At 71.1% G+C, this 12315-nt stretch carries 11 protein-coding genes; 2 read left to right on the top strand and 9 right to left on the bottom strand.

Annotation, left to right across the window (positions count from 1 at the left end; genetic code table 11):
• Positions 1–88 precede the first annotated feature (88 nt).
• Together A8W25_RS02305 and A8W25_RS02300 are read right to left on the bottom strand one after the other, a co-directional pair.
• Positions 89–1885 (bottom strand): ABC transporter permease/substrate binding protein, encoded by a 1797-nt coding sequence (locus tag A8W25_RS02305; RefSeq protein ID WP_067154903.1) that lies wholly within the window; start codon positions 1883–1885, stop codon positions 89–91.
• Positions 1878–2942: a quaternary amine ABC transporter ATP-binding protein gene (locus A8W25_RS02300; RefSeq protein ID WP_234386118.1), complete on the bottom strand. Its 1065-nt coding sequence runs from the start codon at positions 2940–2942 to the stop codon at positions 1878–1880. The genes A8W25_RS02305 and A8W25_RS02300 overlap by 8 nt, the downstream gene beginning before the upstream one ends.
• A gap of 252 nt (positions 2943–3194) precedes the next feature.
• Between A8W25_RS02300 and A8W25_RS02295 the strand changes: the two genes are divergently transcribed.
• The gene (locus tag A8W25_RS02295) at positions 3195–4103 is read left to right on the top strand and encodes a 5'-3' exonuclease (protein ID WP_067154896.1); all 909 of its coding nucleotides are present in this window, start codon (positions 3195–3197) and stop codon (positions 4101–4103) included.
• A gap of 148 nt (positions 4104–4251) precedes the next feature.
• On the top strand, positions 4252–5097 hold the full coding sequence (locus tag A8W25_RS02290) for a siderophore-interacting protein (protein ID WP_067154892.1): 846 nt from the start codon (positions 4252–4254) through the stop codon (positions 5095–5097).
• A gap of 173 nt (positions 5098–5270) precedes the next feature.
• Here the strand turns inward: A8W25_RS02290 and A8W25_RS02285 are convergent, their stop codons facing one another.
• The 7 genes from A8W25_RS02285 to A8W25_RS02255 form a co-directional block, all read right to left on the bottom strand.
• Positions 5271–8105: a DEAD/DEAH box helicase gene (locus A8W25_RS02285; protein ID WP_067154888.1), complete on the bottom strand. Its 2835-nt coding sequence runs from the start codon at positions 8103–8105 to the stop codon at positions 5271–5273.
• A gap of 138 nt (positions 8106–8243) precedes the next feature.
• Complete coding sequence (tatC, locus tag A8W25_RS02280; RefSeq protein WP_079125760.1) at positions 8244–9200, bottom strand: twin-arginine translocase subunit TatC; 957 nt, start codon at positions 9198–9200, stop codon at positions 8244–8246.
• Between the two features lie 62 nt (positions 9201–9262).
• Positions 9263–9544 carry a Sec-independent protein translocase subunit TatA gene (gene tatA, locus A8W25_RS02275; RefSeq protein WP_067154882.1) on the bottom strand — a complete coding sequence of 94 codons (282 nt, stop codon included), beginning with the start codon at positions 9542–9544 and terminating at the stop codon, positions 9263–9265.
• 209 nt (positions 9545–9753) lie between these two features.
• The gene (locus A8W25_RS02270) at positions 9754–9951 is read right to left on the bottom strand and encodes a hypothetical protein (protein ID WP_067154879.1); all 198 of its coding nucleotides are present in this window, start codon (positions 9949–9951) and stop codon (positions 9754–9756) included.
• Between the two features lie 9 nt (positions 9952–9960).
• Entirely contained in the window at positions 9961–10233 is a 273-nt protein-coding gene (locus A8W25_RS02265; RefSeq protein ID WP_067154877.1) for a hypothetical protein, read from the bottom strand.
• Between the two features lie 6 nt (positions 10234–10239).
• Positions 10240–11226 carry a helix-turn-helix transcriptional regulator gene (locus A8W25_RS02260; RefSeq protein ID WP_067154874.1) on the bottom strand — a complete coding sequence of 329 codons (987 nt, stop codon included), beginning with the start codon at positions 11224–11226 and terminating at the stop codon, positions 10240–10242.
• A gap of 15 nt (positions 11227–11241) precedes the next feature.
• Positions 11242–12216, bottom strand: a complete 975-nt coding sequence (locus A8W25_RS02255; protein WP_067154870.1) for a helix-turn-helix transcriptional regulator — start codon at positions 12214–12216, stop codon at positions 11242–11244.
• Positions 12217–12315: the final 99 nt, after the last annotated feature.

Genomic DNA, 12315 nt, shown 5'->3' with positions numbered 1-12315 from the left:
GGGGCCCCGCCGGTGTCCGGCGGGGCCCCATCCGTGTGCGGGCGGCCGAAACCGTTCGGCCGTCAGAGGTGCCTTCGTGGCGGTGCGGTCAGCCGCCGACAGGCGTCCACTTGTCGGCGAGGCCCGGGTTGTCGTCGAGCCAGGCGCGGACCGCCTCCTGCTCCTTGCCCTTGCCGGTCGACTGGATCTTGGCTTCCAGACCGGTGAGCTGCTGCTCGGTCATCTTGAAGCCCTTCAGCCAGGCGGCGGCCTTCGGGTTGTCGCCGGCGAAGCCCTTTCGGGCCAGGGTGTGTACCCCGTCGCCCTTGCCCCAGGTGCCCTTGGGGTCCTTGAGCTTCTTGAGGTCGTACGTGCTGTACGCCCAGTGCGGCGACCAGAGGGTCACCGCGATGGGCTCCTTCTTGGCGTACGCGCGCTTCAGCTCGGCGAGCATGGACGGCGTCGAGCCGTCGACGACCTTGTACTCGCCGTCCAGGCCGTACTCCTTGAGGACCTTGTCCTTGAGCAGGCCCATCATCCCGGCGCTCGGCTCGATGCCGATGATCCTGCCCTTGAACTGGCCGGACTTCCCCTTGAGGTCGTCCAGCGAGTCGATGCCCTTCATGTACGAGGGCACGCTCAGCTCCAGCGAGGTCGGGCCGTACCAGGAGCCCAGGTCCTCCAGCTTGTCGTGGTACTTCTGCCAGTAGTTGGCGTGGGTGACCGGGAGCCAGGAGTCGGTCTCGAAGTCGATCTGGCCGCCCGCCATACCGGTGTAGAGCGCGCCCGCCTCGTACTGCTTGGTGTCGACCTTGTAGCCCCGCCGCTCCAGCAGCTCCTTCCAGAGGAAGGTGGAGGCGATGCCCTCGTCCCAGGGGATGTAGCCCAGGGAGACCTTCTTGCCCTTGCCGACGTTCTCGGCGCCGGAGGCGGTGGCCGTGGACGAGGAGCCGAACATGCCCATGCCGCCGGCCACGAGCGCGAGGACGACCACGCCGACGACCGCGACGGCGGGCTGCGGGCGGTGGTTCCAGATCTTGGCGCCGGAGGTCCGCGCGCGGGCGAGGGCCCGGCGGCCGACCGGCGAGACCTGGCGGCCGAGCGCGCCGGTCATCCGGTCCAGGTACATGGCGAGGATGACGATGGAGATGCCCGCCTCGAAGCCCAGGCCGATGTCGACGTTGCCGATGGCGCGGTAGACCGCGCCGCCGAGGCCGCCGCCGCCGACCATGCCCGCGATGACGACCATGGACAGGCCCAGCATGATGACCTGGTTGACGCCCGCCATGATGGTGGGCAGCGCCAGCGGGAGCTGGACCCTGAGCAGGGTGTTGCGCGGGGTGGTGCCGAACGCCTCGGCCGCCTCGACGAGTTCGGGGTCGACCTGGCGGATGCCGAGCTCCGTCATCCGCACGCCCGGGGGCAGCGAGAAGACGATGGTGGCGATGATGCCGGGGACCACGCCGACGCCGAAGAAGATGATGCCGGGGATCAGATAGACCATGGCGGGCATGGTCTGCATGAAGTCCAGGACCGGCCGGCTGATCGCGCTCACGGTCTTGGACCGGGACGACCAGATGCCGAGCGGCACCGCGAGGACCAGGGTGACGACGGTCGCCACGAGGACCAGCGACAGCGTCGACATCGCCTCGTCCCACAGCTCGATCGAGTCGATCAGGGCGAACCCGCCGAAGGCGAGCACCCCGGCGACCAGACCGCGCAGCCACCAGGCGACGACGGCGAGGATGCCCGCGAAGAGCAGCGGGTGGGGCGCGGACAGGACGGCGTCGATGCCGTCGTACATGCCGTTGACGACCTTGCTGATGGCGTCGAACAGCCAGGAGAGGTGGTTCTGGAGGAAGGTGACGGCACTGTCCACCCACTCGCCGAGAGGGAGCCTAGGCACGGGCCACCTCCTGGGCCGAGCAGACGACCGGCCCGCGCTGGTCGTCCCCGAGGAAGGCGATCAGCCGCTCCTGCGGTACGACGCCGAGCAGCGAACCGTCGCTGTCCTTGACGGCGACGGGGTGCGGCACGCGCGCGGCGACGGCGCACAGGTCCGCGACGCTGGTGTCGGCCGTGACGGTCTCGCAGTCGCAGCTCCCGGCGTCGGGGCGGTGCGGCTCGGTCATCACGGACAGGGCGGTGAGCACCCGGGAGCGGTCGACGTCCTGGATGAACGAGGCGACGTAGTCGTTGGCGGGCGTCAGGAGGATGTCCTCGGCGCTGCCGAGCTGGACGATCCGTCCGTCGCGCATGACGGCGATGTTGTCGCCGAGCCGCATGGCCTCGTTGAGGTCGTGGGTGATGAACACGATGGTCTTCTTCAGGCGCTTCTGGAGTTCGAGGAGCTGGTCCTGCATGTCGCGCCGGATCAACGGGTCGAGCGCGCTGAAGGACTCGTCCATGAGGAGCAGGTCGGCGTCGGTGGCGAGCGCCCGGGCCAGGCCCACGCGCTGCTGCATTCCGCCGGAGAGCTCATCCGGCCAGGAGTCGCCCCAGCCGGCCAGACCGGTGAGCTCCAGGGCCTCGGCGGCGCGCTTCTCGCGCTCGGCGCGCGGCACGCCCTGGACCTCAAGGCCGTACGCGGCGTTCTCCAGGACACTGCGGTGCGGGAAGAGCGCGAAGTGCTGGAACACCATGCTGATCTTGGTGGAGCGGACGGTGCGCAGATCGCGCGGGCTCAGACCGGTCAGGTCCTGCCCGTCGAAGAGCACCCGCCCGGAGGTGGGCTCCAGGAGCCCGTTGAGCATCCGCAGCAGCGTGGACTTTCCGGACCCGGACAGCCCCATGACGACGAAGATCTGGCCGGGCTCGACCGTGAACGACGCGTCGATCACCGCCGCGGTCGTCCCGTCGGCCCGCAGCTCGTCGCGGTCGGCGCCGCCTTCGAGCCTGCGGACCGCGTCGTCGGGTCGTCTGCCGAACACCTTGTAGAGCTGCTCGGCTTGCAGCGTGGACACATAAACCTCACGGGTAGAACTGAGAACGGCCCGCATCCCCCGCCGGCGGGCCGTGGAGCGGCGCGGATTCGGTCCGTCGCCCTGTACGCGGTGTCGTGGTCGTGAAAAACGCATACGAGAGTCCGCTCCGGCGCCGCGCCTGCCCGGCTTTACCCGGAGCAAACGGAAAGGTGATCCAGTTCACTGCCGCGCCCCGAGGCTGTCGGCGTTGTCGGTGGGCTGCGGCATCATCGGGGTGTGACGCGACGCCTGATGCTCCTCGACACCGCTTCCCTGTACTTCCGCGCCTATTTCGGGGTGCCCGACTCGGTCCGGGCCCCGGACGGCACCCCGGTCAACGCCGTGCGCGGCCTGCTCGACTTCATCACCCGCCTCGTCCAGGACCACCATCCGGACGACCTGGTGGCCTGTATGGACGCGGACTGGCGCCCGCACTGGCGCGTCGAGCTGATCCCGTCGTACAAGGCGCACCGGGTGGCCGAGGAGACGGCCGACGGCGTCCCGGACGAGGAGGAGGTCCCGGACACGCTGTCCCCGCAGGTCCCGGTGATCGAGGCGGTCCTGGACGCGCTGGGCATCGCCCGCGTCGGCGTGGCGGGGTTCGAGGCGGACGACGTGATCGGCACCCTGGCCGCGGCGGCGCCCGGCCCGGTGGACATCGTCACGGGCGACCGCGACCTGTTCCAGCTGGTCGACGACGAGCGCGGGGTGCGGGTCCTCTACCCGCGCAAGGGCGTCGGCGACTGCGACGCGGTCGACGAGGACCTGATCCGTACGAAGTACGGGGTCCGGGCCGATCAGTACGCGGACTTCGCGGCCCTGCGCGGCGACGCCAGCGACGGCCTGCCGGGCGTGAAGGGCATCGGCGAGAAGACGGCCGCGCAGCTGATCACGGAGTACGGCGACCTGGCGGGCGTGCGTACGGCGGCCGGTGACCGCACCTCCCGTCTCACCCCCGCCAAGCGCCGGGGCATCGTGGAGGCCGCCGCGTATCTGGACGTGGCCCCGAAGGTGGTCCGGGTGGCGCTCGACGTGCCGCTGCCCGCGTTCGACCCGGCGCTGCCGGCCGAGGCGCTGCATCCGGAGACGGTGGACGAGCTGGCGCGGCGCTGGGGCCTGGGCAGCTCCCTGACCCGGCTGCTCACGACGCTGGGGCGCTGAGTACCGAGGGGGGCCGGGGGCACTGTCGGCCGGGGCCGGTAATGAAGTGAACCCAGAGGGCCGGGGTGCTAACTTAGGTAAACCTAAGAAGAGCAGACGGTTCAGCGCGCCGGGCAGACGGGTCCGGCACACATCAGGGGAGAACGCTGTGGCAGAACGACCGGCCCGCAAGGGGCCGCGGGCCCATGAGACGCACGTCGTGCGGACGGAGTGGATCACTCCGCACATGGTGCGGGTGGTCCTGGGGGGCGCGGCGGCGAGCGGCTTCGCCCTCGACGGGTACACCGACCACTATGTGAAGCTGCTCTTCCCGGCGCCCGGGGTGACCTACCCCGAGCCGTTCGACCTGGAGCGCGTGCGGACCGAGTTCCCGCGCGACCAGTGGCCGAGCAACCGGACGTACACGGTCCGGGCGTGGGACGCCGAGCGGGACGAGCTGAGCATCGACTTCGTGGTCCACGGCGACGAGGGCCTGGCCGGCCCGTGGGCCGCCCGTGCCCAGGTCGGCGACGTCATCCGCTTCTCCGGCCCCGGCGGTGGCTACGCCCCGGACCCGGCCGCCGACTGGCACCTCCTGGTCGGCGACGAGAGCGCCCTCCCGGCGATCGCCGCCGCGCTGGAGGCGATGCCCGAGGGCGCGGTCGTCCACGCCTTCCTGGAGGTCCCCGGCCCGGAGGAGGAGCAGAAGATCCTCGCCCCCGACGGGGTCGAGGTGACCTGGCTGCACCGCGGCGACGCCCCGGTGGGCGACCCGCTGGTCGCGGCGGTGCGGGAGCTGGCGTTCCCCGAGGGCGACGTCCACGCGTTCGTGCACGGCGAGGCGGGCTTCGTGAAGGAGCTCCGCCGCCAGCTGCGTCTGGAGCGGGAGATCCCCCGCGACCGCCTCTCCATCTCCGGCTACTGGCGCCTGGGCCAGAGCGACGAGGCCTGGCGCGCGGTCAAGCGCGAGTGGAACGAGCAGGTGGAGCGGGAGCAGGAGTCCGCTTCGGCGTAGCGCGAAGGGGGAGGGCAACCCTGAGGGCAACCCCTCCCCCTGGGCTCCGCCCCCATGTGTCCGCGGACCGTGCCGGGTTGCTCGCGCGGTTCCCGCGCCCCTGGGTACCCAGGGGCGCGGGAACCGCGCGACCAGCCACAGACGGCCCGCAGACGAACCCCACAGAGGGACGCTCAGCCCACCGAGCTGTACGCCACCACACCCCTCAGCAGCGCCTCCACCGCCTTGCGGGCGTTCTTGGTGACCGTGCTGCCGGCGGCGGAGCCGGGGGCCGCCGCCGCGATCTGGCCGAGTACGTCGATGACCTGCTTGCACCAGCGGACGAAGTCGCCCGCGGGCATCTCCGCCTCGCGCAGGACCTCGTCCAGGCCCTGGCCCGATGCCCACTGGAAGGCCGCCCAGGCGAAGCCGAGGTCGGGCTCGCGCTGGCCGACGCCCTCCGCCTGGTTGATCTTGTGGTCCTCCTCCAGCGCGTCGAGGCGGCCCCAGATGCGGACCATCTCGCCGAGCGCCGCCTTGGCCGCGCCCGAGGGCAGCTTGGGCGCCACCGCGTCGTCGGCCTGGCGGGCCTCGAACACCAACGCCGAGACACACGCGGCCAGTTCGGCCGGGCTGAGGCCCTCCCAGACGCCCGCGCGCAGGCACTCGCTGGCGAGCAGGTCCAGCTCGCCGTAGAGCCGGGCGAGGCGGCGGCCGTGCTCGGTGACCTCGTCGTCGCGCAGATAGTCCAGCTCGGTCAGGAGCGCCACGATCCGGTCGAAGGTGCGGGCGATGGTGTTCGTCCGCCCTTCGATACGGTGCTCCAGCTGCTGGGTGTCCCGCTTGAGCCGGTAGTAGCGCTCGGCCCAGCGGGCGTGGTCCTCGCGCTCGTCGCAGCCGTGGCACGGGTGGGCGCGCAGCTCGCCGCGCAGCCGGGCGATCTCGCGGTCGTCGGCGGCCTCGGCGCGGCCCCTGCGGTGCCGTTCGGGCACGATGTGGCCCGCCTTGGTGCGCAGCGCGGAGGCGAGGTCACGACGGGACTGCGGCGAGCGCGCGTTGAAGGACTTGGGGACCCTCATCCGCTCGATCGCCTCCACCGGCACCGGGAAGTCGATCGCGGCCAGCCGCTTGACCTGCCGCTCGGCGGTCAGCACCAGCGGGCGCGGCCCGTCGTGCTGGTCGAAGCCGCGGTGGCCGTTGGAGCGCCCGGCCGGGATGCCCGGGTCGAGCACCAGCGCCAGCCCGGCGAACTTGCCGGTCGGCACATGGATCACATCGCCGGGCTTGAGCTTCTCCAGCGAGGCGGCCGCGGCGGCCCGCCGCTGGCCGGCGCCCTGCTTGGCGAGCTCGGTCTCGCGGTCCTTGAGGGCGCGGCGCAGCCGCGCGTACTCCTCGAAGTCCCCCAGGTGGCAGCTCATGCCCTCCTGGTAGCCCTCCAGGCCCTCCTCGTTGCGCTGCACCTGGCGGGAGATGCCGACGACGGACTTGTCCGCCTGGAACTGCGCGAAGGACGTCTCCAGGAGCTCGCGTGAGCGGTGCCGGCCGAACTGCTCGACCAGGTTCACCGCCATGTTGTACGACGGCTTGAAGCTGGAGCGCAGCGGATACGTACGCGTACCGGCGAGGCCCGCGAGCGCGCCCGGGTCCATGCCGCGCTGCCAGAGCACGACGGCGTGGCCCTCGACGTCGATGCCGCGGCGCCCGGCGCGGCCGGTCAGCTGGGTGTACTCACCGGGGGTGATGTCGGCGTGCTGTTCGCCGTTCCACTTCACCAGCTTCTCCAGGATGACCGTCCTGGCGGGCATGTTGATGCCCAGGGCGAGCGTCTCGGTGGCGAACACGGCCTTGACGAGGCCTCTTACGAACAGCTCCTCCACGACCTCCTTGAAGGTCGGCAGCATGCCCGCGTGGTGGGCCGCGATGCCCCGCTCCAGGCCCTCCAGCCACTCGTAGTACCCCAGGACGTGCAGGTCCTCGCCGGGGATGGAGGCAGTGCGCTCCTCGACGATCTCGCGCACCTTCTGGCGCCCGTCCTCGTCGTTGAGGCGCAGGCCCGCGTACATGCACTGCTGGACGGCGGCCTCGCAGCCGGCCCGGCTGAAGATGAAGGTGATGGCGGGCAACAGGCCCTCGGCGTCGAGCCGTTCGATGACCTCGGGGCGGCCCGGCGTCCAGATCCGGGAGCGCTGGCGGCGCTCGCGCTCGCGGTCGGCCTCGCGGACCATCTTGCCGCGTCTGCGCTCGCGCGGGTTGTACGTCTTCTGGTTCTCCATCCGGGCCATGCGCAGCAGGTCCGGGTTGACCTCGCGCCGGGCGCCGCCGCGGCCGCCGTGGTCGGTGGACTCCTCGAAGAGGTCGTACATCCGCCGGCCGGCCAGCACATGCTGCCAGAGCGGGACCGGGCGGTCCTCGGAGACGATCACCTCGGTGTCGCCGCGCACGGTGTCCAGCCAGTCGCCGAACTCCTCCGCGTTCGAGACGGTCGCCGACAGTGACACCAGCGTCACCGACTCGGGCAGGTGGATGATCACCTCTTCCCAGACGGCGCCCCGGAAGCGGTCGGAGAGGTAGTGCACCTCGTCCATGACCACGTGGCCCAGGCCGATCAGCGACTGGGAGCCCGCGTAGAGCATGTTGCGGAGCACCTCGGTGGTCATCACGACCACCGGCGCCTCGGAGTTGACGCTGTTGTCACCGGTGAGCAGGCCGACCTTGTCCGCGCCGTAGCGTCTGACCAGGTCGGCGTACTTCTGGTTGGAGAGCGCCTTGATCGGCGTCGTGTAGAAGCACTTGCGGCCCTGCCGGAGGGCCAGGTGCACGGCGAACTCGCCGACGATGGTCTTGCCGGAGCCGGTCGGGGCGGCGACGAGCACGCCCTTGCCGGCCTCGAGTGCCTTGCACGCCTCGATCTGGAAGGGGTCCAGATCGAAGTCGTACAGGTCGCGGAAGGGTGCGAGCGCGGTGGCCTGCTCGGCGGCGCGGAGCCGGGCAGCTGCGTACGCTTCGGCTGGTGAGAGGTCCTCTGTCATCTTGTCTTCGAGCCTACCCGCCGCCTCTGACAGAGGTCGCGATCTTTATCGGTACGGGTCCTCGCCGCAAAGGGGCCCGGGAACGCGGAAGCGGCCGGGTGCGCGCCGTGCGCGCCCCGGCCGCTTCACGGCGTGGGATCAGGTGATGTCGTCGTAGCCGTTGACCCGGCTGCCGGTGCGGCCGCCGTCGGACTGCTCGGGCAGGGCCGGGGTCGTCACCGGCTCGATCTCCCCGAGGTCCTGCGGCGTGAGGTCGAGGTCGGAGGCCTCGTCGTCGCCGGGACCGGAGGCCGCGCGCTCGCGGCGGCGCTTGTCGTTGAGCATCGAGATGCCGACGGCGATGAAGTACAGCACCACGATGGGGCCGGCGAGCAGCAGCATCGACATCGGGTCGACCGTCGGCGTCGCGAAGGCCGAGAAAACGGTGACACCCATGATCATGCCGCGCCACCAGCCGAGCATCCGGCGGCCGGTGAGCACCCCGCCGAAGTTCAGCATGATCAGAAGGAGCGGCAGCTCGAAGGAGAGGCCGAAGACCACGATCATCCGCAGTACGAGGTCGATGAGCTCGTTCAGCGGAAGCAGGTTCAGCGCGCCGTCGGGGGTGAATTCGAGCAGCACCTTCGCCGCGGCGGGCAGGACATGGTACGAGAACCAGCCGCCGGCCACGAAGAGCGGGAAGCCCGCCGCGACGAAGCCCAGCGAGTACTTCTTCTCGTTCTTGTGCAGGCCCGGGGCGACGAACGCCCAGAGCTGGTAGAGCCAGACCGGGCTGGCCCCCACGACGCCCGCCACCAGGGACGTCTTGATCATCAACGTGAACGGCGACATGAGGCCGGACATCGTGACGTTGCCGCAGTGGTCCTTGCTGTCCTTCTGGGCCAGCGTCTCGAAGCCGTCCGGGCAGCCGACCGACTCCCTGATCGGCTTGATGACCAGGTCGACGATGTCCTTGTAGTAGAACGCCGCCACCACGGCGCAGACAAGGATCGCGAGGACCGACTTGGCGAGCCGGTTGCGCAGCTCACGGAGATGGTCCGAGAGGGGCATCCGCCCCTCCGGGTCCTTCTGCTCATTGCGGGCAGACTTCAGCAACCCACGTCCTCATCTCGTGCGGCAGGGCACCTTGGTGATCAGCGCCTGCTTCGGCCCAGGTGTCAGCGGGTGGAGTCGGTCGGCTCGGTGACGGGACGCGAGCTGCTGACGTCGCCGGGGGCCGACTGGATGGTGCGCTGCGCCGGCGGCTGCTCGCCCGGCTGCGGCGGGTCGGCGGGGGCGGTCTGCTGGCCGTCGGACTTCATGGCCTTCGCCTCGCTCTTGAGGATCCGCGCGGACTTGCCGAGCGAGCGCGCCATGTCCGGAAGCTTCTTCGCACCGAACAGCAGGACGATGACGACGAGGATGAGAATGATCTCGGGGGCGCCGAGCCTTCCGAACATAAGCTTTTACCTTCTCACCGAGGCGACGTGGGTGGGGCTGCGGGTCCCGGTCGGACTGGTGTCCGACCGGTTGCGTGCAGCGATCGTAACGCGCAGGGGTGAACGCTGGGCAATCCCCGTGCGTCGTCCCGAACACGGCCCACTGCCTCGCTCCGTGGTCCGTGCTCTGAAGCGTACCTAAAGGGACGGACACACAGGAGTCCCCACCGTCACCGCAAGGTCTCTCCCGTGGCCGAGAGTTCAACTGCGGCGCGTTCGAGCTCCTCGGCGGCGCTGTTGATCTTCCGTGTGGTATCGGCCACTTGGCGGCCGAGCCGCTGGGCCTCGACGAACACCTTGATCGCGAGGACACCGAGGACGGCGATTCCGAGGAACCCGAGGGCGATGGCGGTCATCGGCCAGAACATGAGCGGACCCTAGACGCTGGAGTGGAGGCGGAGGGTGCGGACCCCTCCGCCGGTGAGGAGTTCGACGATGCGCTCACCGGCCGGCTTGCGTACGGCGGAGCCGCACTCGGGGCAGGTGAAGGAGTAGAAGGTGGTGCGGCGGCTGGCGCCGATGGCCAGCCGCAGCGCCCCGGCGGCCAGCTCGAAGCGGGCACGGCAGTCCGGGCAGGCGGCTTTGAAGAGCACCGACTGGACTGCGGCCACCTGACGAGAAATACCGGGCATCACCGACATATTCCGCATATCTCCTCAGCTCTGTCCGTCGTGCGCGCTCTGCTCTTCGTACGCAGCGAGCGCCGCCAGCGCAGCACTGCGGGCACTTTCGGCCAGTTCGTCGGGGGCGACGATCCGGCCGTCGCGGCCGAGGCGCAGCGCGAGGCGCCGCAGCGAGGCCGGCTCCGGGGTGCGCAGGGTGATCCGCAGACCGCCGTCCGCCAGCTCCTCGGCGCTGTCGTGCGGGTAGTACTCGGCGACCCAGCGCCCGCCGGGCCCCACCTCGACGATCACCTCCGGGTCCTCGGCGGCGGGCTGCACCAGTCCCTCCGAGAGGTCCCTCAGCTCCAGCTCGGGCGGTGCGGCCGGCTCGTCGAGCAGCCGGATTTCGGCCACCCGGTCGAGGCGGAAGGTGCGGCGCGCCTCGGAGAGGCGGCACCACGCCTCCATATACGTATGACCGACGGCGAAGAGCCGGATCGGGTCGACCTCGCGCTCGGTGAGCTCGTCGCGCGCGGGCGAGTAGTAACGCACCCACAGCCGCCGCCGCTCCGAGATCGCCCGGTCGACGTCGGCGAAGACCCCGCCCTCCGACTCGAAGGTCACCGAGAGCCGGGAGCTGGCGCCCGCGGCCTCCCCTGCCGCCGCCTCCAGCTTGGCGGTGGCGCGCAGCAGCGCCTGGCGGTCGCCCTCGCGCAGCCCCGGCAGCGTCGCCACCGCGCGGGCCGCGACGAGCAGCGCGGTCGCCTCGTCGGCGGCGATCCGCAGCGGCTCGGCCGCCTCGGCGCCCAGCGCGTTCGGATTGCGCCACCAGATGCGGTCGCCGTCGGTGTCGATGTCGAGCAGGTCGCCGCCGCGGAAGCTGGTCCCGCACATGGGCAGCACGTCGAGGTCCGAGATCAGCTCGTCCTCGGTGATCCCGAAGGCGCGGGCCACGTCGGCGACGTGCGCCCCGGGCCGCTCGCGCAGATAGGTGACGAGGGAGAGCATCCGCCGCGTCTGGTCGATGGCGTTGGCAGCCATGGTCGTCCGGTCCCCTCAGCCCTTGGCCACGGCGCGCAGCCGGTCCACCACGTCGGCCCGCAGATCCGCGGGCTCCAGCACGACCACATCGGGGCCGAACTCCACGAGCCAGGCGTCGAGCCCGTGCCCGTACGGAATCTCCAACTCGTCCCACCCGTCGCCGAGTTCCCGCGTCGAGGTGGCACGTGAGCGCAGCGGATAGCCGGCGCCGGCGCGCAGCCTGATCCGCGCGGAGCGGGTGGCGGTCTCCCCCGCCCAGCTCTCCACGGTCTCGCGCACGGTGACCACATCGGGCACCGGCGCGGTGAACGCGCCGGCCCGCGAGCGCACCTTGCCGGTGATCCGGGAGAGCCGGAAGACCCGCTCGGCGCCCCGGTCACGGTCCCAGCCCGCCAGATACCAGTGGCCGCGCCAGCACTCCAGGGTCCACGGCTCGACATGGCGGGTGCCGGGGCGGGCCGCGGTGGCCTTGCGGTACTCGAAGACGACCGGGCGGCGGTCGCGGCACGCCAGCATCAATGGCTCGAAAGCGGCCTCGTGCACCGGGATGCGCGGCTCGATCGCGCTGTGCTCGTACGGGTTGTCCGCCTCCGGCATTCCGGCGGCGCGCAGCTTCTGCAGTGCGCCGCTGGCCGCGCCCGCGAGCCGGGCCTGCTGCCAGACCCGGGCGGCGAGCCCGAGCGCCGCGGCCTCCTCGGCGTCCAGCTGGACGGGCGGCAGCCGGTTGGAGTCGCGGCGGGCCAGATAGCCGGTGTCGCCGTCGAGGTTCTCCACCGTCTCGATGACCAGGCCGAGTTCGCGCAGATCATCCTTGTCGCGCTCGAACATCCGGTTGAAGGCGTCGTCCGAGCCCGCCGCGCTTCCTTCCGGCCCAGCGGCCTCGACATACGCCTCGATGGAACCGCGCAGTTCGCGCTTGCTGAGCGGACGGCGCGTCCCCAGCAGACACAGCGCCAGGTTCATCAGCCGCTCGGCCTTGGCAATCGCCATCGACGCCCTTCGCCTCTCCTCGAATCCTGCTGCTCCCGACCGTTGACCGTACCGCCCCCGGCTCTCGTGGCAAAAGCCGAGGGCCCATGCCGGACGGCA

The organism is Streptomyces sp. ERV7, assembly GCF_001653515.1.
Lineage (GTDB): Bacteria > Actinomycetota > Actinomycetes > Streptomycetales > Streptomycetaceae > Streptomyces.
This window is presented reverse-complemented; position numbering and strand designations above follow the sequence as displayed.

Excerpts from the sequence above, each read along its gene's own strand:
- A8W25_RS02295 (WP_067154896.1), top strand. The coding sequence starts at position 3,195 with ATGCTCCTCGACACCGCTTCCCTGTACTTCCGCGCCTATTTCGGGGTG.
- A8W25_RS02285 (WP_067154888.1), bottom strand. The coding sequence starts at position 8,105 with ATGACAGAGGACCTCTCACCAGCCGAAGCGTACGCAGCTGCCCGGCTC.
- tatA (WP_067154882.1), bottom strand. The coding sequence starts at position 9,544 with ATGTTCGGAAGGCTCGGCGCCCCCGAGATCATTCTCATCCTCGTCGTC.
- A8W25_RS02270 (WP_067154879.1), bottom strand. The coding sequence starts at position 9,951 with ATGTTCTGGCCGATGACCGCCATCGCCCTCGGGTTCCTCGGAATCGCC.
- A8W25_RS02265 (WP_067154877.1), bottom strand. The coding sequence starts at position 10,233 with ATGCGGAATATGTCGGTGATGCCCGGTATTTCTCGTCAGGTGGCCGCA.
- A8W25_RS02260 (WP_067154874.1), bottom strand. The coding sequence starts at position 11,226 with ATGGCTGCCAACGCCATCGACCAGACGCGGCGGATGCTCTCCCTCGTC.
- A8W25_RS02255 (WP_067154870.1), bottom strand. The coding sequence starts at position 12,216 with ATGGCGATTGCCAAGGCCGAGCGGCTGATGAACCTGGCGCTGTGTCTG.